This is a genomic window from Xenorhabdus budapestensis (assembly GCF_017743015.1).
GTDB classification, from domain to species: Bacteria; Pseudomonadota; Gammaproteobacteria; order Enterobacterales; family Enterobacteriaceae; genus Xenorhabdus; species Xenorhabdus budapestensis.
This window is the reverse complement of the sequence record NZ_CP072455.1, coordinates 3654071-3673037: the sequence shown is the minus strand read 5'-3', so window position 1 is coordinate 3673037 and position 18967 is coordinate 3654071. Positions and strand designations below refer to the sequence as shown.

Genomic DNA, 18967 nt, shown 5'->3' with positions numbered 1-18967 from the left:
CCCTTAATCAACCATCATATTGATGTTCAGGTTGTACATAATCCACAGGGAGCCAACAACAACAATAGCGATGACCAGTATTGTGAATATTAAAGCAACGAGATTCCAACGCTCTTCAGACGATGTATTCATGTGCAGGAAGCAGATGAAATGAACAAAGATCTGAATAACAGCCATAACAACTACTGTTGTCAGGATTGTGCTGTGTGAGGCAGTACCATCCATCACCATCCAGAATGGGATCACGGTCAAAATAACTGACAGAACAAAACCAATCATATAGGTTTTGAAACTACCGTGGCTGGCGCCGGAATGAGAAGTATTTGGATGACTCATTACATAGCTCCCATCAGATAAACGACAGTAAATACACAAATCCATACAACGTCAAGGAAGTGCCAGAACAGGCTCAGGCAGTTCAGGCGCGTACGGTTCACGTCAGTCAGGCCACGGCGTGAAACCTGAATCATCAGAATGATGATCCAAATCAGGCCAAAAGTTACGTGCAGACCGTGAGTAGCAACCAGCGCGAAGAAAGCAGACAGGAATGCGCTGCGGTCAGGGCCATAACCTTCTATGATCAGTTTATGGAATTCATAAACTTCCATTGAGACGAAGCCCAGGCCGAACAGGAAAGTAACAAATAGCCACAGGTTAACTTGACCGATTTTGCCTTTGTTCATGCTCAGCATGGCGAAACCATAGGTGATACTACTGAACAGCAGCAGGAAGGTTTCTACCAAGACAAATGGTAGTTCAAAAATCTGTTTACCTGTTGGGCCACCCGCAGTGCCATTAACTAGTACTGCATAGGTAGCGAACAGACTTGCAAACAGAATCAAGTCACTCATCAGGTAGATCCAGAAACCAAATATTTTGTTGGCTCCTGTGTCGTGGTGCCCATGAGCGTCATGGGCAGCTGTACTGTTAAGGGTTTGAGTCGACATTATTTTATACCTGCCTTTCTCAGTTCTTCGTAACGCTGATTTTCAATTTTCTCGACTTCAGCCACTGGAACGTAGTAATCAACGTCTTCGTCAAAGCTTTTCACGATGCAACTGATGATAATGCCTGCGAAACTTGCAATAGCCATCCACCAGATATGCCAGATCAACGCAAAGCCTAAGATCAGACAGAATGCACTAATGATTACGCCAGCACCTGTGTTTTTAGGCATATGAATTTCTTCATATTTAGCAGAGCGCTTATATCCAGTGCCTTTTTCTTTCATGTCCCACCATGCATCACGAGTCTGGATGTGTGGAACTTCTGCGAAGTTATAGAACGGAGGTGGAGATGAAGTTGACCATTCCAGAGTACGAGCACCCCATGGGTCACCAGTCAGATCGCGGTTTTGTTCACGGTCACGGATACTCACGTAGAACTGGATAACCTGGCACAGAATACCAAGTGCGATCAGGACAACCCCGCCTGCTGCAACAACCAGCAGAGGATTGAATTCTGGGTTGATATCCTGGCTCAGACGACGAGTCATACCCATAAAGCCCAGAGCATACAGAGGCATAAAGGCAACGAAGAAACCAGTGATCCAGAACCAGAAGGCACGGACACCCCATTTTTCATTCAGTGTGAAACCAAATGCTTTCGGGAACCAGTAAGTTGTACCAGCGAAGCAGCCGAATACAACGCCACCAATGATAACGTTATGGAAGTGAGCAATCAGGAACAGACTGTTATGCAGTACGAAGTTCGCACCAGGTACAGCCAACAGAACACCTGTCATACCACCAATGGAGAAAGTGACCAGAAAGCCGACAGTCCACAGCATAGGTGTTTTGAACTCGATACGGCCACGATACATGGTGAACAACCAGTTGAAGATCTTAACCCCAGTTGGGATAGAGATAATCATCGTGGCGATACCAAAGAAGGCGTTAACGTTCGCACCAGAGCCCATGGTAAAGAAGTGGTGCAGCCATACAATGAACGACAAAATGGTAATAACGATTGTCGCCCACACCAGTGAGGTATAACCAAACAGGCGTTTTTTCGAGAAGGTTGCAGTGACTTCAGAGAAGATACCAAAGACAGGTAGAACCAGAATGTAAACTTCGGGATGGCCCCAAGCCCAGATCAGGTTGATGTACATCATCATGTTGCCACCCATATCGTTGGTGAAGAAATGGGTGCCCAGATAACGATCTAGGGTTAACAGTGCAATAGTAACTGTCAGAATAGGGAACGCAGCAATGATAAGTACGTTGGTGCACAGTGAAGCCCAGGTGAAAACTGGCAATTTCATCATGGACATACCTGGTGCACGCATGCGCAGGATAGTCACGAAGAAGTTAACACCAGTTAGCAATGTACCTACACCGGAGAGCTGAAGGCTCCATATCCAGTAATCAACGCCAACTCCCGGGTTATATTCCAGACCGGACAGAGGCGGGTAAGCCAGCCAGCCAGTTTGAGCGAATTCACCTACACCCAGAGAGAGGTTGATCAGAGCGACACCTACAACAAATAACCAGAAACTCAGAGAGTTCAGGAATGGGAATGCAACGTCACGTGCCCCGATTTGCAGAGGAACCACAATGTTCATCAGACCAACAACGAAAGGCATTGCCATGAAGAAGATCATGATAACGCCGTGAGCGGTAAAGATCTGATCATAATGGTGCGGGGGCAGGAAACCTGCTTCACCAGCGGAAGCCAGAGCTTGCTGTCCCCGCATCATGATGGCATCAGCAAAACCGCGCACCATCATTACCATAGCAACAACTATGTACATGACCCCGATTTTTTTGTGGTCGACGCTTGTCAGCCATTCAGTCCAGAGCCATTTCCATTTACGGAAATAGGTTAGGACACCAACAACTGCCAGTCCCCCAAGAAGTATCCCAATCAATGTCACCACAATAATGGGTTCATGTAATGGGATTGCATCAAGTGTTAATTTTCCCCACATGTCTTTATTCCTCAACACCTGCATGAGCCGGCTGACTCATATTCATATTATGACCCGCAGCTTCACCATGTTCTGTTTTTCCGTGACCAGATACACCAAACATACCACTATGGCCCATATCACCCATAAATTTGGTGATAGTTTCTTGGAACAGATTTGGTTTCACGCTTGAGAAGTATTCAACTGGGTTGTTTTGACTAGGTTTAGCTAACTCATTGAATGCTTGCACAGTATCCAGGGTTTTAGATGATGCTTTAACTTTCTGCACCCACTCTTCAAAACTTGCACGATCCTCAGTTGCTGTTGCAGTGAATTTCATGCCGGAGAAACCATGTCCACTATAACTGGCCGAGAAACCGTCGTATTTACCTGCTGAGTTAGCAATTAAATGCAGTTTTGTCTGCATACCTGCCATTGCATAAATCTGACCACCTAACTGAGGGATGAAGAAAGAGTTCATCACAGAGTCTGAGGTGATTTTGAAGTTAATTGGCACATCTTTAGGGAATACAATTTCATTTACAGTTGCAATACCCTGTTCCGGGTAGATGAATAGCCATTTCCAGTCAAGGGAAATAACTTCAATCGTTACCGGTTTCACATCACTGTCTAGTGGCTTATATGGATCGAGTTGATGAGTCGTTTTCCATGTAATCGTCGCCAAAGTGATGATAATCAGGATAGGCACAGTCCAGACGACAAGCTCAATTTTATTTGAGTGTGCCCAGTTTGGACGATAGGTAGCAGATTTATTGGCTTCCCGGTAACGTAAAGCAAAAACGATTGCCATTACGATAGCCGGGATAACAACGATCAGCATTAGGCCAAACGCTGTCAGTATCAGCGTTTTTTGTTCAACGCCGATCGCCCCTTTGGGATTCATCAATACCATATCGCAACCACTTAGCATTAAAGTGGCTGCGAGTAATGACGATAACCCAATAGTTTTTTTGTATTTCATAAGTCTCATTGAGCGACCCCAGATAACAAAAGCTTTATTGTCGTTTCATCAGTGCGGGCATTCTACGGTAAGGTTACTGGAGTGTAAACAATTGTAATAGAAGCAGGATGGCTTATAGGTTTTTTATGCTAGAGGGATCACATGTAATATGAGATTTAACAAAAAGTTAACTTCAGGTCGTCATTGTATCTAAGAAATCAAAATAGGCAATATTTTTAAAGTAACTCTCTATTTTTAAAAATAATTTTTTTGATGAAAATCACATATTAGTGTTTTTGAACTGACTTTTTATTGTAATGAAATGATCGTTTTTGATATTGATGAGCAGTTCAATACTGCTCATCAGTTAAACTAATTGTTAGAAATTATATTTTACACTGTAAACAATACCATCCTGAAGGAAATCTTCGCCTAGTTTATTATTGGCATAGCGGTATTGGATACCAGTAGTAAAAGAAGTGTGTGGAGTCCACCATAATCCCAGAGCCCCGTTAACACCATCACGGCCACCATTACCATAGCGTTTATTACGGTTCAGTTCGATTTCATTCCAGTTTGTGACACTGAATTTTTGCTCCCAAAGATTGAAATCGTATCCCGCAACCCAGCCTACGACATAACCGTTATTTCCTGAGTAGAAAGTTTGGTCAACATAGTGCAGGGCAACAAAAGGTTTGAACCACAGACCAGCAAAGGTCGTGTTATAGCCCAATCCATAGAGTGTGTTTACTTCATGGAAGTTGCCACCGTTAGCTTTCCCAGGTTGTGAGTAGGTTCCATAAACGTGTCCATAAAGGTTGAAACCTGTTTCTCCCAGATAAAAACGCCCTGTTGTTTTGAAAGCGTAACGTCGATTATCACCAGGTTGTGCAGTTTTGCTGTTAAATGGGTTTTCTAAGTCAAAGAAGCCATATAGCTCTCCCCAACTGAAACCAGCTCCACCTTCTAGTTCCAGATAAGCAAAGTCGTCTTTGTGAGAGGTCTGCCCTGTTTTATGTGTAGTGTGTTTGCTCCAGTCAAGGTAGTTCATGCTGACATTGGCAAACCCCCACTGATATTCCGCGCTGGCTGAAGCAGAAACCAAGGCAGTAGCAACTGCGGTGAGTGTCAGAATATGTCTTTTCATAAATTCCCTTTATGTGTTTTTTTAAACATATAAAAAATATTATGGATAGTTCGAAACAAAATGAATGCGAACATGAGAATAATAATATTTATTAGTATAAATATTTCCCTATAAGAAAAGATGTTTCTTAGGTCACATAATTTCAGTTTTTTATTTTTATTGTGATAATTATCACTAAATGGGAGCAACAAAAGACTGAACTTTGTCAGTCTTTTGTTGCAACGGGCAGAATTTTAAGCAAGTTTACTTTTCTTCAATGCCACATAATCCAAGGTACCTCCCAGTAGCAATCCTATGGCACCAATGACAACACTCCAGGAGAGCATAGGAGATATAAAGTCACTGATCTCATTGAAAAGCAGAATATATTTTGGAGAAATAAACAATATCAAAGTGACTAAATGAGTTATCACAAATAGTAGGCTACTTATAATTAACCAGGTAATAAAAATAAGTGCAGCCAATGTCATGGTCAGGAAGGCTAACCGATAGTAATGACTGAATAATGTTCGAGAAATGAAATTATCAGTTTTTTGGGTATAAGCCAGTGTTTTGCGGCAGACAAGTAAGAGAGCAAGCCCCGGTAATCCAAGCACAACGGAGAACAAATAAAACATTGGCCAACCATGTACTTCGGCAAACCAGCCTGCAACTGGACCAACATAAACCCGTCCTATTGCGGATAGTGCAGAAAGAAGGGCAAATTGGGTTGCTGAAAATGATTTATTACAAAGCGTCATTAGTAAGGCAACAAATGCTGCCGTGCCCATACCGCCACAGATATTCTCCAGAAAAATAGCGCCACCCATAACATAAATATCCTTAGGAGTGACGGCAAGTATCCAATAACCGAAATTTGAAACGGTTTGAAGGAGTCCGAAGATCATCAATGCACGGAACAAGCTCCACTTCTGCATCAAATAACCACCATACAGAGCCCCTATAATGGTGGCAGCCAGGCCAAGGGTTTTATTAATCATACCGACTTCAGCCGGATTAAAACCTACTCCGCGAATAAGAAAAGGGGTACTGAGTGAGAGGGCAAAAGCATCAGCCAGCTTATACATCACTATTAAGAGCAGAATAAGCCAGGCATTGTTTCGACTAAAAAAGTCAAATAAAGGCTCAAATACAGCTTGATGTAATGTTTTTGGTGGCGCTGCGTCAATCTGAGGTTCTTTAGCAGTAAGAGTGGCATAAACGCCAATCAGCATCAGACCTGCCATTAACCAGTACATACTATGCCAGCCAATATAAGTCGCTATCAATAACGCCAAGCCGCCGGAAACCAGCATTGCTAGCCGATATCCCAGTACAGAAATAGCCGCTCCAGCCCCTCGTTCTTCCTGTAGCAGAATGTCAGTTTTATAGGCGTCAAAAATAATATCTTGAGAAGCCGAGAAAAAGGCGACAGCAACAGCTAATGCAGCTAACCACCATAAATGTTGCGATGGGTCGAGAAATCCCATTGCCCCGATACTGACAATGAGTAAAAGTTGGGTAATGAGCATCCATCCGCGCCGACGTCCTAAGAACGAGGGGGAATAACGATCCATTGTAGGTGCCCAGAGAAATTTAAAAACATAGGCCTGACCGACTAAAGTGAAAAAGCCGATAGTTTTGATATCAACGTTTTCGACAGTCATCCATGCCTGTAATGTTCCTGCGGTGAGGGCAAGGGGGAGACCAGAGGCAAAACCCAATAAAAGAAGAATACGGTAGTTGCGTATTGTAGATAAACTCAGTGTGTGATTCGTCATAAGCCCTTCTAATACTTTCTGCCCATAATCTATCAGAGGAAAGTTCAACAAAATCAGGCAGAAAGTCTATATTCTGTTACCTGTTAGCGAACGTTCTGTTTAATGAAGGTGCTGATTGACGAATCTTGAGCCATGTCTGCAATCACATCAGATAGTACAGTAGTAACGGCATCAGCGATTTTGGGGTTAGTTGCGTTTAATGGACCCTGAGCATTATAGCTGGTGCGGTAGTTTTTGATTTGCTTACTACCATCTTGAGCATAAACAATAATTGAGATTTCTGCTTTCGCTGCAATATCGTGGCGTAGGCTTCCTTCCTTTACTGTCGCATAAAGTTGATTCACAACGACTTGTAAATTGGCATTCGCCGGAGAGCCAATCATATAACCACGAGCAACCATTTGCTTTTCCAGTGCTTCTTGCAGTAAAAAGCGTAAATCACGTGAAGGCAGCAGCGTAACTAATTTTGCATCACGGTTAATTTGGGCCAGGGCTTGAGATTGCCGATGATCGACCCCACTAATACTGATTGTAATCGCTTTCATTGTAGGATCTGCCGATGGCAAGGTAATTTTAGGTTGAATAGCCAATGTATTGCTGGTGTCTGCACAGCCAGATAAGTTGGCTAGAAAGAGAAGTGCGATAAATGGAGTCAATATTTTCTTTAGCATGTAAGTGTTCTCATTCAGAATACGGATACCCGATATAGTAATACAGGCAGTATAAACTGTCGCAATCATAGCATTGCCGTAGGTAACGGCATATCCCTAATGCTTACTAACTGAAAGATGTGGGGAAATGCTTAAAGTAAACTCTATAAAAGATATTTGGATGCCCTGATGTTATAAATCACGGGAAATAAACTAGAATCAATATATGGTTGATTAATAACCTTTGGTGACTAAGGAGAATGAGATGGTTCGTCAGGAAATAGAAACAAAGTTACAGGCGGCATTTAAGCCTTCTCATCTGGAAGTGATCGATGAAAGTTATCGTCATAATGTACCAGCAGGTTCTGAAAGTCATTTTAAAATCATTGTGATCAGCAATGCGTTTGTTGAGCAGAGAATCCTCAATCGCCATCGCTCAGTATATAGTGTTTTGGCTAAGGAGATGGAAGAAGGAGTACATGCTTTAGCGCTTCATACTTATACAGAAAAAGAGTGGGCTGAATTGGAAGATACCGTTCTGGCCTCACCTGCATGTCGGGGAGGAAGTTCAACGACATCAACTTTATAAGGTTGTACTGTATAACAATACCGTACAACAACATATTACTTAATTTTTTATTAATCTGGTTTTCAAGTTAGACTACAGCCTTCGGGCTGTATTTTTGTTTATATTCATACCGAATGGTCAATATCATGATGTAGCCATTGGGCAATGCATATCACATTAAGTCAACGAATAGTGCATGCTTTTGTCTGCAATTCTCGACTCATACTGTCTGAATCGCTATAATGCTGCGTCTAAATTTTTACAATAGTTTCGTTCGGGGCGCTTCTGATCACAGGGATTCTCGGTTTTTAAATGCGACCGCCCCGGTTCTTGAAGAGTGATGTAATTAACCTGTTTTAGACGTTGCACCATTCTGAAGTTGACCGAGCACTATGATTTTTTTGAGGTAACAAGATGCAAGTTTCTGTTGAAACAACTCAAGGCCTTGGGCGTCGTGTGTCAATCACCGTTCCTGCTGCCGACATTGAAAAAGCAGTTAACAGTGAACTGGTTAATGTAGCGAAGAAAGTTCGTATTGACGGTTTCCGTAAAGGTAAAGTGCCTATGAATATCGTCAAACAGCGTTATGGTGCTTCCGTTCTGCAAGATGTTCTTGGTGATCTGATGCAGCGCAACTTCGTCAATGCAATCATTGAGAATAAAATTAATCCAGCTGGCGCACCAAGCTACAAACCAGAACAGTTTAAAAACGGTGAAGACTTCATTTTTGCAGTTGAATTCGAAGTTTATCCAGAAATCGAACTGAAAAGTCTGGAAGACATTGAAGTTGAAAAACCAGTTGTTGAAGTAAAAGATGCAGACGTTGACACAATGCTGGAAACTTTGCGCAGACAGCAGGCTGATTGGAAAGAAACTGATGAATCAGCGGTTGCAGAAGATCGTGTAACTGTTGATTTCAATGGCTCTGTTGATGGTGAAGAGTTTGAAGGCGGTAAAGCAACTGATTTCGTTCTGGCAATGGGACAGGGCCGAATGATCCCAGGTTTTGAAGAGGGTATCGTTGGTCACAAAGTGGGTGAAGAATTCACAATCGATGTCACTTTCCCAGAAGACTATCATGCAGAAAACCTGAAAGGTAAAGCAGCGAAGTTTGCTATTAACCTGAAGAAAGTTGAACAGCGTGAACTGCCAGAACTGACTGAAGAATTCATCAAGCGCTTTGGTATTGCTGATGGTACTGTTGACGGCCTGCGTGCAGAAGTTCGCAAAAATATGGAACGCGAACTGAAAAATGCAGTGCGTAACCGCATTAAAACTCAGGTTCTGGATGGTCTGGTTAAGACTAACGAAATTGAAGTTCCGGCTGCGGTTGTTGACGGTGAAATTGATGTACTGCGTCGTCAAGCAGCTCAGCGCTTCGGTGGTTCTGAAAAACAAGCTTTGGAACTGCCTCGTGAGCTGTTTGAAGAGCAGGCAAAACGCCGTGTTGTTGTTGGCTTACTGTTAGGCGAAGTTATCAGCAGCAATGAGCTGAAAGTTGATGATGAGCGTGTTAATGCGCTGATCGAAGAAATGGCTTCTGCTTATGAAGATCCGAAAGAAGTTTTTGAATACTATAGCAAAAATCAAGAAATGATGAACAATATTCGCAACATTGCTCTGGAAGAGCAAGCTGTTGAATTGGTTCTGAGCAAAGCAAAAGTTTCTGAAAAAGAAACTGGCTTCAACGATCTGATGAATCAGAACCAACTGGCATAAGTTTTATTTATTGATTACCTGAGGTAATGAATTTTTCTCTCAGTGATGTAAACCCGCAAGCTTGGCCTGCGGGTTTTTTATTGTTCTTGAAAAAAACAGATTTAACCTCATATCCTTTCTTACTATTATGTAAAGGCTTACTACTTTTTATAGAGGGAGAGTCCTCTGTTAGTTAACTTTGGATCATGGTCATCATCGCTTATCTCACGTAGAATCAGTTATGAATGGCACCAGCGTGAGTTCTATTAGGAGACGGAAATGTCATACAGTGGCAAGCAAGATCAATATGCACCTAACATGTCTTTGGTGCCGATGGTGGTTGAACAAACAGCACGTGGAGAACGTGCGTTCGATATTTATTCCCGCTTATTAAAAGAGCGAATTATTTTTCTGACTGGCCCAGTTGAAGATCATATGGCGAATTTAATTGTCGCTCAAATGCTATTCCTGGAAGCAGAAAACCCAGAAAAAGACATTCACTTATATATCAACTCACCGGGTGGGGTTATCACAGCTGGTATGTCTATTTATGACACGATGCAATTTATTAAACCAGATGTGAGTACTATTTGTATGGGGCAAGCCTGCTCAATGGGGGCCTTCCTGCTAACAGCTGGCGCAGAAGGAAAGCGTTTTTGTTTGCCAAATTCCAGAGTTATGATCCACCAACCACTGGGCGGATACCAGGGACAGGCGACAGATATTGGGATCCATGCGCAGGAAATACTCAAAGTTAAAGCTCGTATGAATGAATTGATGGCAAAACATACGGGACAGACACTTGAGAAGATCGTTGAAGATACAGAACGTGACCGTTTCTTGTCAGCCGCGGAAGCCGTAGAATATGGATTGGTTGATAGTATATTTACCCATCGCAACTAATTTATTGATAATTAATTTATTACTCCAACACTATAATTTTAAGGTGACTTTTTGTGCTAACACCTAATTCGGCGGAGTAATGGCAGCGTTTTTTCTGTTATGCCAGAGAGACTGGGATAACAGCTCATAAAGTGAGGTTGACTGATGACAGATAAGCGCAAAGACGGTTCAGGAAAGCTGCTGTATTGCTCTTTCTGCGGGAAAAGCCAACATGAAGTTCGGAAGTTAATAGCTGGCCCGTCAGTGTATATCTGCGATGAATGTGTCGATTTATGTAATGATATCATTCGCGAAGAAATTAAAGAGCTAGTACCACATCGTGAGCGTAGTACATTACCTACCCCTCATGAAATTCGTCAACATTTGGATGATTATGTCATCGGTCAGGAAATGGCGAAAAAAGTGCTAGCAGTAGCTGTTTATAACCATTACAAGCGACTGCGTAATGGAGACACCAATAGCGGTGTAGAGTTAGGTAAAAGTAATATTCTGCTGATTGGGCCAACAGGTAGTGGTAAGACTTTGTTGGCAGAAACCCTTGCCCGTTATTTAGATGTGCCTTTTACGATGGCTGATGCCACGACTTTGACTGAAGCGGGCTATGTTGGGGAAGACGTAGAAAATATTATCCAAAAACTTTTGCAAAAATGTGACTACGATGTACAGAAAGCACAGCGTGGTATCGTTTATATTGACGAAATAGATAAAATTTCTCGTAAATCTGATAACCCTTCAATAACACGTGACGTATCAGGTGAAGGTGTTCAACAAGCACTTTTGAAATTGATCGAAGGCACAGTGGCAGCCGTTCCCCCTCAAGGTGGTCGTAAACATCCACAGCAGGAATTCCTTCAGGTTGATACTTCTAAGATTCTGTTTATCTGTGGTGGAGCGTTTGCCGGTTTAGGCAACGTTGTCAGCCAGCGTTTGAATGTCAGCTCTGGAATTGGTTTTAGTGCTACAGTTAAAGGTGAATCGGATAAGGCGACAGAAGGTGAATTGCTTGCTCAGGTTGAACCGGAAGATTTGATCAAATTTGGACTTATTCCTGAATTCATTGGCCGTCTGCCTGTTGTGGCAACGTTGGGTGAACTTAATGAAGAAGCGTTGATCCAAATCTTGCAAGAGCCAAAAAACGCTTTGACAAAACAGTATCAGGCTTTGTTCAATCTAGAAGGTGTTGAGCTGGAGTTCAGAAAAGAAGCACTGACAGCGATTGCGAAAAAAGCAATGGCGCGTAAAACAGGTGCACGTGGACTGCGCTCAATTGTGGAAGGTGTTTTGCTGGATACAATGTACGATCTTCCATCAATGGAACATGTAGAAAAAGTTGTTGTTGATGAGACAGTTGTTGAAGATAAATCCGCACCATTATTGATATATAGCAAGCCGGATGCTCAAGTTTCTGGTGAGTGACGAAAATGGGGTAGGAAGCACCAGCTATCAATACGCATTGAAAAAATAAAATGAGGGAGAATCCCTCATTTTGCTTTTTGCAGACATAGGCTATTGAATGTCAGATTCCTGTCCCCATATATTTTATATTCTTTGAAGTGAAACTCGTGAAAACCGTGTTTCACGAGATTCCTAAAAACTGGCGAAAGCTAAACGAAGAGAGAGCTCTATGAACCCTGAGCGTTCCGAACGCATAGAAATCCCTGTATTGCCTTTGCGTGATGTAGTGGTTTACCCACATATGGTGATCCCTCTGTTTGTTGGGCGAGAGAAATCGATTCATTGTCTGGAAGCAGCAATGGATAATGACAAACAGGTCATGTTGGTAGCGCAGAAAGAAGCATCCACCGATGAACCGGGAGTTAATGATCTGTTTTCCGTAGGTACAGTGGCTTCTGTTCTACAGATGTTAAAATTACCAGACGGTACAGTGAAAGTTCTGGTTGAAGGCTTGCAGCGTGCTCGTATTACAACATTAACGGATAATGGAGAGTACTTTTATGCGCAGGTTGAATATCTGGATTCCCCGATTGTTGATGAGCGTGAGCAAGAAGTCCTGGTAAGAACCGCCATTAATCAGTTTGAAGGCTATATCAAGCTGAATAAAAAGATCCCGCCGGAAGTATTGACATCATTGCACAGCATTGAAGATGCAGCAAAATTAGCAGATACCATCGCTGCCCATATGCCATTGAAAATCAATGACAAACAGGCTGTTTTAGAGATGTCTGATGTTGTTGAACGCATTGAATATCTGATTGCTATGATGGAATCAGAAATCGATCTGTTACAGGTAGAAAAGCGTATTCGTAATCGCGTCAAAAAACAGATGGAAAAAAGCCAGCGCGAATACTACCTGAATGAGCAAATGAAAGCGATTCAGAAAGAATTGGGTGAGATGGATGATGCACCTGATGAATATGAAATGCTGAAACGTAAGATCGAAGACGCCAAAATGCCAAAAGAGGCACGGGAAAAGGCGGAAGCTGAGTTACAAAAATTAAAAATGATGTCCCCAATGTCAGCAGAAGCAACAGTTGTTCGTAGCTACATTGACTGGATAGTGCAGGTTCCCTGGAATGCACGCAGCAAAGTGAAAAAAGATTTGCTGAAGGCGCAGGAAATACTTGATATAGACCATTATGGTTTGGAGCGAGTGAAAGAACGTATCCTTGAATATCTGGCAGTGCAAAGCCGGGTTAGTAAAATCAAAGGCCCAATTCTTTGTCTGGTTGGGCCACCGGGTGTGGGTAAAACCTCACTGGGACGTTCTATTGCTCGTGCGACAGGTCGTAAATATATTCGTATGGCTCTGGGCGGGGTACGTGATGAAGCTGAAATACGTGGGCATCGTCGTACCTATATCGGTTCAATGCCGGGTAAATTAATTCAAAAAATGTCCAAAGTAGGGGTTAAAAACCCACTGTTTTTATTGGATGAAATTGACAAAATGTCATCTGACATGCGTGGTGATCCTGCTGCTGCTTTGTTAGAGGTACTTGATCCTGAACAAAACGTGACATTTAACGATCACTACCTTGAAGTGGACTATGATTTGTCCGATGTGATGTTTGTGGCAACATCCAACTCTATGAACATTTCGGCACCTTTGTTAGATCGTATGGAAGTGATCCGTTTATCAGGTTATACCGAAGACGAGAAGCTAAATATTGCCAAGCGTCACTTGTTGCCGAAACAGATAGAACGCAATGCCTTGAAAAAAGGTGAATTGACCATTGATGATGGGGCGATTATTAGCATAATCCGTTATTACACCCGTGAAGCCGGGGTGCGTAGTTTGGAACGTGAAATTTCTAAGCTGTGTCGTAAGGCGGTCAAGGCTCTGTTGATGGATAAGCAGCTTAAGCATATCGAAATCAATGCTGATAACCTGAAAGATTATCTGGGTGTTCAGAAAGTGGATTATGGTCGTGCAGATACTGAAAACCGTGTTGGTCAAGTCACTGGGCTTGCATGGACAGAGGTCGGTGGTGATTTGCTGACAATTGAAACAGCCAGTGTACCGGGTAAAGGGAAATTGGCTTATACCGGTTCGTTGGGTGAAGTGATGCAGGAATCCATTCAGGCCGCACTGACTGTAGTTCGGGCTCGCGCAGATAAGTTGGGTATCAGTTCGGATTTCCACGAAAAACGTGATATTCATGTTCATGTCCCGGAGGGTGCAACACCGAAAGATGGTCCAAGTGCAGGCATCGCAATGTGTACAGCACTGGTTTCTTGTCTGACAGGTAATCCGGTTCGTGCTGATGTAGCGATGACAGGTGAAATTACTCTGCGTGGTCTTGTTTTGCCTATCGGAGGTTTGAAAGAAAAACTGCTGGCAGCTCATCGTGGTGGAGTTAAAACGGTCATTATCCCTTATGAAAATAAACGAGATCTAGAAGAGATCCCACAAAACGTAATTCAAGATTTGGAAATTCATCCGGTTAAGCGTATGGAAGACGTTTTAACTATTGCTTTACAGGATCCTGCATTTGGTGCTGAGGTTGTCTCACTAAAGTAGTACAAAAATAGTGAGCTAACTCAAGACTCTTTATAAAAACTAGGTTGGTAAGTCAATTCAGGCTTGCCAGCCTTTTTTTGTCTCATTAAGTTAGTTTAATCTAAAGATCTGATTAAATATTTTGCTGTTCTATAATTTCTTGCTAATACTGGAATTGGTTGAGATGACGGCGAGACTGTCGTGTTATCCGTTCTAAATAGGTATTTGTTACGTTAGTAAAACAAAATGGGGATGATAAGAGTGAATAAGTCACAACTGATCGACAAAATTGCTGCTGATGTAAATATTTCTAAGGCAGCTGCCGGGCGTGTAGTAGATGCATTCATTTCTTCAGTATCTGGTGTATTGAAAGGCGGTGATGATGTCGTTTTGGTAGGGTTTGGCACATTTACTGTACGTGAGCGTGCTGCTCGTACAGGACGTAACCCTCAGACAGGCAAGGAAATCAAAATAGCAGCAGCAAAAGTACCCGCTTTCCGTGCAGGAAAAGGGCTGAAAGATGCTGTTAACGGGTAATCAACATAAATAACCTGTCTCATTTACTATGACAGTTATAGACTGACTGGATCTAACTGATAGGTTGGAATATAAGCGCATCACTTGATTGATGCGCTTTTTTTCTCTTAGCGTTCGAATTAGCGTAAGATGATAGTTTCTTTTTCACTAAAGCGGAGTTTTACGTCTTTATGATGGATAACCTACGCACGGCGGCAAACGGCCCAGTGCTTAAAATCGTGTTGGCTCTAATTATCCTGACCTTTTTGTTGACAGGTGTAACAGGCTACCTGTCAAGTGAAGGCGGTAATTATGCTGCCAAAGTGAATGGTCAAACCATTAGTCGTGCTCAGTTAGAGCAGGTATTTCAACAAGAAAAAATTTCATTACAGGAAAGACTGGGAGATCAATTCTCAACTCTGCTAAGTAATGAGCAGCAAGTGAGACTGCTGAAACGCCAGTCATTGGATAGTCTTATTAATGCGGTTTTGCTTGAACAATATGCAAATAAACTGGGTCTATCAGCAAGTGATGAGCAAGTGAAGGCAGAGATCCGCAAACAACCTTATTTCCAGACCGAGGATGGCAAATTTGATAACAATAAATATCTGGAAACGTTAACCAGAGTAGGCCGGAGTCCAGATGATTATGCGGAACAAGTTCGGCAGGAATTGATTACCCGTCAACTTCGTGCAACGTTATTGGGCTCAGAAATTGCTTTGCCGACAGAAATTAAACAGATGGCAGAATTGTCTTTGCAAGAAAGAACGGTTCGTTTGGCAACTCTTGAACTGAAATCAGTTGAAGCAAAGCAGACAATAACAGAGCAAGAACTGAAAAATTACTATGATATGAATAGTAAACGCTTCACAGTGCCTGAGAAAGTCAAAGTCAGCTATATCAAGATGGATGCTGCGGATGAACTGAAAAATGTTACCGTAACTGATGTTGATATTGAAAAGTATTATAAAAATAACCTGTCAAAATATACACAACCAGAAAGGAAGAAATACAGTCTTATCCAACTTGTATCTGAAGCTGATGCAAAATCGATTCTTGATGAATTGAAAAAAGGTGCCGATTTCAGCAAATTGGCAGCAGAAAAATCGACAGATAAATATTCTGCTCAGCAAGGAGGGGAGCTAGGCTGGATGGAAGACAGCTCTTCACCTGATGAGATTAAATCTGCTCATTTAACGGAAAAAGGGCAACTTTCTGATGCCATCAAATTATCTAATGGGTATGCAATCTTCCGTTTGGATGATATTAAACCTCAGGTAGTTAAGCCATTAGCGGATGAGCGCACAACAATAGAAAAAACGGTAAAACAAGAAAAAGCAATTGATGCGTTTTATGCATTGCAGAGAAAAGTCAGTGAAGCTGCCGCCAATGATAATGAGTCCTTAGCTGCGGCAGAACAGGCCGCTGGTTATAAAGCTGCTACTACTGATTGGTTTGACCGAGATCATATCCCAGCTGATATTAATTTCAGTCAGGTAGTTCAGGCTATTTTCTTTGGTAATCTGATGGATGATAAAGGCGCTTCAGGAACAAATTCTGATGTAATCTCTGTTGATGGTGACAGGGCTTTTATTATTCGGGTGGATGATGTTAAACCTGAATCTATTCTGCCATTTGAAGAGGCTAAAACTCAGGTTACTGAATTGGTAAAACGTCAAAAAGCTGAAAAACAGTTACAGGTTGATGGTGAAAATCTTCTTACAGCATTAAAAGAAGGTAAAGGTGAACAAGCTCTAAAAACAGCAGGGCTTCAGTTTGGTGAACCAACAGCAATGACACGTATGTCACAAGCCAGCCCGGTTACTGATGTGGTATTTACCTTGCCTCATCCTAAAGGTGGTAAACCAGTATATGGATTAGCTCATGATGGGCTTGGCAATGCTGTTTTGGTTCAATTGAATAAAGTTGTGCCTGGCTCTGTTTCAGAAGAGCAGATTAAACAATATATGATGGTTGAGCAGTACCAGATGGGTAATGCTATGCTGGAATCTGTAGTCGCTAATTTACGTGATAATGCTGAAATTAAAATAGGGCAAATTGAGTAAATTGCGAAGTTACTCGCAACTGATTTTGCAAAACAGTAATTGAAAAAGGCCACTTTCGTGGCCTTTCGCATATTTGAATCTTGCCTGTTGTTCTGAATTTTTATTATGGCACTCTTTCCTCCATCAACAAAACATGGAGACATTTTTATGAAGTATTTAAGGATATTATTTAATTCATTTATTCTTACTTTTGGTATTAGTATGCCGTTATCTCATGCTATTGCAGCAGGAGAGGCTGTTAATAAAGTGGTGCTGACACAATCACCTGATCTGAATAAAACCACTACTGAGAAAAATGAATCGAGGGATAAGGGAGAAAAAGCGCTCTCAGGAAAAGGAAGCATTAATATCAATACGGCGAATGCTGAAGAATTAGCGAAAGAACTTAATGGTGTTGGTGCCAAAAAAGCACAGGCAATTATTGAATATCGTGAAAAGTATGGCCCATTCACAGCAATTGAGCAGTTACAGGAAGTACAAGGTATTGGTCCTGCTTTTATAGAGAAAAACCGGGATAAATTAACCTACTGATTAAAAGCCCTCTTGATGAATGTGCTGATGATTTTATCAAGAGGGTTGTGATACTGATCAAAAATAATTGATTAAACGCTATTGTAATTAAAATGTTTTGCTATTGTTAATAAATTGACTGGTCAGATGAGTTGAAAGGAAAATAGCAATGAGCACGATTATAAAAGTCAGAGGTTATCATATCGATGTTTTTCAGCATGTAAACAATGGACGTTATTTGGAGTTTATGGAGGCGGCTCGCTGGGATTTACTCGCTGAAAGTGACATGTTACGATGGCTAAATAATAACAAAATTGCTTTTGTTGTAGCCAATATCAATATTAACTATCGTCATCCTGCTGTATTAGGAGATGAATTGGAAGTGAAATCGTCCTTGCAGGAGTTGCGTAATAAAAGCGGCTCTTTTTTCCAGGAGATTATACGCAAAGGTGATAACCGAATTATCGCCGATTCTATGACTACATTTGTTTGTGTTGATTTAAAAACTCAACAAACGTTGGTACTGGAAGGTGAATTAAGAGAAAGGTTTGGTGAGTTTAAGAATGAAGCAGTGAAGTGAGAGGTATTTTATCCCCCTCACTGATAGCCTGAATTATTTAGTTAAGCTGTGTTTTGGATTTCATTTCTGCCATTGTGGGCTTGGTATTGTTTAAATAAAGATTTAATCCATTAGCTCGAAGATGGCAGGCGGCGCACTCACCACAACCATCACCCTGTATTCCGTTATAACAAGTGAGAGTTTGAGTGCGAACAAAATCCAGTTTCTGGTAATAATCAGCTAATGCCCAAGTTTCCGCTTTGTTCAGCCACATTAATGGAGTTTCAAAGCGGATATCTCTAGCAATACCGAGACAAACAGCATTATTCAGAGACTTGACAAACTCATCGCGACAATCAGGATAACCGGAAAAATCAGTTTCACAAACACCAGTGATAACGGCTTCAGCTTCAACCTGATATGCGTAAATTGCTGCCAGAGTTAAAAACAAAATATTACGACCGGGAACAAATGTATTCGGTAGGCCACTTTTTTCGCTTTCATTGAAATCTGGTACGGGAATGTTATCTCTTGTCAGGCTGCTGATAGCAAGCTCATTCAATAAAGTAACATCAAGTACTTTATGGGCTGCTGCTCCCAGCTCTTTACTGATACAGCTGGCAACATCAATTTCAGCTCGGTGGCGTTGACCATAGTCAAAAGTGACACAGTGAACTTCATCATATTGGTGAAGTGATTGAATTAAACAAGTGGTGGAATCTTGTCCACCACTGAATACAACAACAGCTCGTTTCATGATACC

Annotated in this window: 17 protein-coding genes; 9 read left to right on the top strand and 8 right to left on the bottom strand. The window is 41.8% G+C overall.

Features of this window, described 5'->3' with window-relative positions; genetic code table 11:
* Positions 1-3: 3 nt before the first annotated feature.
* The 7 genes from HGO23_RS16170 to HGO23_RS16140 all read right to left on the bottom strand — a co-directional run bounded on the left by HGO23_RS16170 (position 4) and on the right by HGO23_RS16140 (position 7447).
* Positions 4-336 carry a cytochrome o ubiquinol oxidase subunit IV gene (locus HGO23_RS16170; RefSeq protein ID WP_038262173.1) on the bottom strand — a complete coding sequence of 111 codons (333 nt, stop codon included), beginning with the start codon at positions 334-336 and terminating at the stop codon, positions 4-6.
* Entirely contained in the window at positions 336-947 is a 612-nt protein-coding gene (locus HGO23_RS16165) for a cytochrome o ubiquinol oxidase subunit III (RefSeq protein ID WP_099135834.1), read from the bottom strand. The genes HGO23_RS16170 and HGO23_RS16165 overlap by 1 nt, the downstream gene beginning before the upstream one ends.
* Entirely contained in the window at positions 947-2929 is a 1983-nt protein-coding gene (gene cyoB, locus HGO23_RS16160) for a cytochrome o ubiquinol oxidase subunit I (protein ID WP_209027250.1), read from the bottom strand. The genes HGO23_RS16165 and cyoB overlap by 1 nt, the downstream gene beginning before the upstream one ends.
* Before the next feature lie 4 nt (positions 2930-2933).
* A complete protein-coding gene (gene cyoA, locus HGO23_RS16155) occupies positions 2934-3899 on the bottom strand; it encodes a cytochrome o ubiquinol oxidase subunit II (RefSeq protein WP_099135832.1) in 966 nt (321 codons plus the stop codon).
* A gap of 349 nt (positions 3900-4248) precedes the next feature.
* Positions 4249-5016 carry a nucleoside-specific channel-forming Tsx family protein gene (locus tag HGO23_RS16150; protein WP_209027249.1) on the bottom strand — a complete coding sequence of 256 codons (768 nt, stop codon included), beginning with the start codon at positions 5014-5016 and terminating at the stop codon, positions 4249-4251.
* A gap of 233 nt (positions 5017-5249) precedes the next feature.
* Positions 5250-6776, bottom strand: coding sequence for a muropeptide MFS transporter AmpG (ampG, locus tag HGO23_RS16145; protein WP_099135830.1), 1527 nt, complete (start codon positions 6774-6776; stop codon positions 5250-5252).
* A gap of 83 nt (positions 6777-6859) precedes the next feature.
* Positions 6860-7447: a lipoprotein gene (locus tag HGO23_RS16140; protein WP_099135892.1), complete on the bottom strand. Its 588-nt coding sequence runs from the start codon at positions 7445-7447 to the stop codon at positions 6860-6862.
* A 244-nt stretch (positions 7448-7691) separates the two neighbouring features.
* Between HGO23_RS16140 and bolA the strand changes: the two genes are divergently transcribed.
* The 9 genes from bolA (at position 7692) to HGO23_RS16095 (ending at position 18225) form a co-directional block, all read left to right on the top strand.
* Positions 7692-8015, top strand: coding sequence for a transcriptional regulator BolA (gene bolA, locus HGO23_RS16135; RefSeq protein WP_099135829.1), 324 nt, complete (start codon positions 7692-7694; stop codon positions 8013-8015).
* 393 nt (positions 8016-8408) lie between these two features.
* Positions 8409-9713: a trigger factor gene (gene tig / locus HGO23_RS16130; protein ID WP_209027248.1), complete on the top strand. Its 1305-nt coding sequence runs from the start codon at positions 8409-8411 to the stop codon at positions 9711-9713.
* A 258-nt stretch (positions 9714-9971) separates the two neighbouring features.
* Positions 9972-10595, top strand: coding sequence for an ATP-dependent Clp endopeptidase proteolytic subunit ClpP (gene clpP / locus HGO23_RS16125; protein ID WP_209027247.1), 624 nt, complete (start codon positions 9972-9974; stop codon positions 10593-10595).
* Positions 10596-10739: 144 nt separating this feature from the next.
* Positions 10740-12011, top strand: a complete 1272-nt coding sequence (clpX, locus tag HGO23_RS16120; RefSeq protein WP_099135826.1) for an ATP-dependent protease ATP-binding subunit ClpX — start codon at positions 10740-10742, stop codon at positions 12009-12011.
* Positions 12012-12219: 208 nt separating this feature from the next.
* Entirely contained in the window at positions 12220-14574 is a 2355-nt protein-coding gene (gene lon / locus HGO23_RS16115; RefSeq protein ID WP_209027246.1) for an endopeptidase La, read from the top strand.
* A gap of 240 nt (positions 14575-14814) precedes the next feature.
* On the top strand, positions 14815-15090 hold the full coding sequence (hupB, locus tag HGO23_RS16110) for a nucleoid-associated protein HU-beta (RefSeq protein ID WP_169923052.1): 276 nt from the start codon (positions 14815-14817) through the stop codon (positions 15088-15090).
* Between the two features lie 170 nt (positions 15091-15260).
* Positions 15261-17135: a peptidylprolyl isomerase gene (gene ppiD / locus HGO23_RS16105; protein ID WP_209027245.1), complete on the top strand. Its 1875-nt coding sequence runs from the start codon at positions 15261-15263 to the stop codon at positions 17133-17135.
* Positions 17136-17282: 147 nt separating this feature from the next.
* Positions 17283-17666, top strand: coding sequence for a ComEA family DNA-binding protein (locus HGO23_RS16100; RefSeq protein ID WP_099135822.1), 384 nt, complete (start codon positions 17283-17285; stop codon positions 17664-17666).
* Between the two features lie 148 nt (positions 17667-17814).
* Complete coding sequence (locus tag HGO23_RS16095; RefSeq protein ID WP_099135821.1) at positions 17815-18225, top strand: acyl-CoA thioesterase; 411 nt, start codon at positions 17815-17817, stop codon at positions 18223-18225.
* A gap of 37 nt (positions 18226-18262) precedes the next feature.
* Here HGO23_RS16095 and queC read toward each other — a convergent pair whose 3' ends face one another.
* On the bottom strand, positions 18263-18961 hold the full coding sequence (gene queC, locus HGO23_RS16090; protein ID WP_099135820.1) for a 7-cyano-7-deazaguanine synthase QueC: 699 nt from the start codon (positions 18959-18961) through the stop codon (positions 18263-18265).
* Positions 18962-18967: the final 6 nt, after the last annotated feature.

Bases quoted from the DNA above. Each gene is read 5' to 3' on its own strand.
- HGO23_RS16170 (WP_038262173.1), bottom strand. From the start codon at position 336: ATGAGTCATCCAAATACTTCTCATTCCGGCGCCAGCCACGGTAGTTTC.
- HGO23_RS16165 (WP_099135834.1), bottom strand. From the start codon at position 947: ATGTCGACTCAAACCCTTAACAGTACAGCTGCCCATGACGCTCATGGG.
- cyoB (WP_209027250.1), bottom strand. From the start codon at position 2,929: ATGTGGGGAAAATTAACACTTGATGCAATCCCATTACATGAACCCATT.
- cyoA (WP_099135832.1), bottom strand. From the start codon at position 3,899: ATGAGACTTATGAAATACAAAAAAACTATTGGGTTATCGTCATTACTC.
- HGO23_RS16150 (WP_209027249.1), bottom strand. From the start codon at position 5,016: ATGAAAAGACATATTCTGACACTCACCGCAGTTGCTACTGCCTTGGTT.
- ampG (WP_099135830.1), bottom strand. From the start codon at position 6,776: ATGACGAATCACACACTGAGTTTATCTACAATACGCAACTACCGTATT.
- HGO23_RS16140 (WP_099135892.1), bottom strand. From the start codon at position 7,447: ATGCTAAAGAAAATATTGACTCCATTTATCGCACTTCTCTTTCTAGCC.
- bolA (WP_099135829.1), top strand. From the start codon at position 7,692: ATGGTTCGTCAGGAAATAGAAACAAAGTTACAGGCGGCATTTAAGCCT.
- tig (WP_209027248.1), top strand. From the start codon at position 8,409: ATGCAAGTTTCTGTTGAAACAACTCAAGGCCTTGGGCGTCGTGTGTCA.
- clpP (WP_209027247.1), top strand. From the start codon at position 9,972: ATGTCATACAGTGGCAAGCAAGATCAATATGCACCTAACATGTCTTTG.
- clpX (WP_099135826.1), top strand. From the start codon at position 10,740: ATGACAGATAAGCGCAAAGACGGTTCAGGAAAGCTGCTGTATTGCTCT.
- lon (WP_209027246.1), top strand. From the start codon at position 12,220: ATGAACCCTGAGCGTTCCGAACGCATAGAAATCCCTGTATTGCCTTTG.
- ppiD (WP_209027245.1), top strand. From the start codon at position 15,261: ATGATGGATAACCTACGCACGGCGGCAAACGGCCCAGTGCTTAAAATC.
- HGO23_RS16100 (WP_099135822.1), top strand. From the start codon at position 17,283: ATGAAGTATTTAAGGATATTATTTAATTCATTTATTCTTACTTTTGGT.
- HGO23_RS16095 (WP_099135821.1), top strand. From the start codon at position 17,815: ATGAGCACGATTATAAAAGTCAGAGGTTATCATATCGATGTTTTTCAG.
- queC (WP_099135820.1), bottom strand. From the start codon at position 18,961: ATGAAACGAGCTGTTGTTGTATTCAGTGGTGGACAAGATTCCACCACT.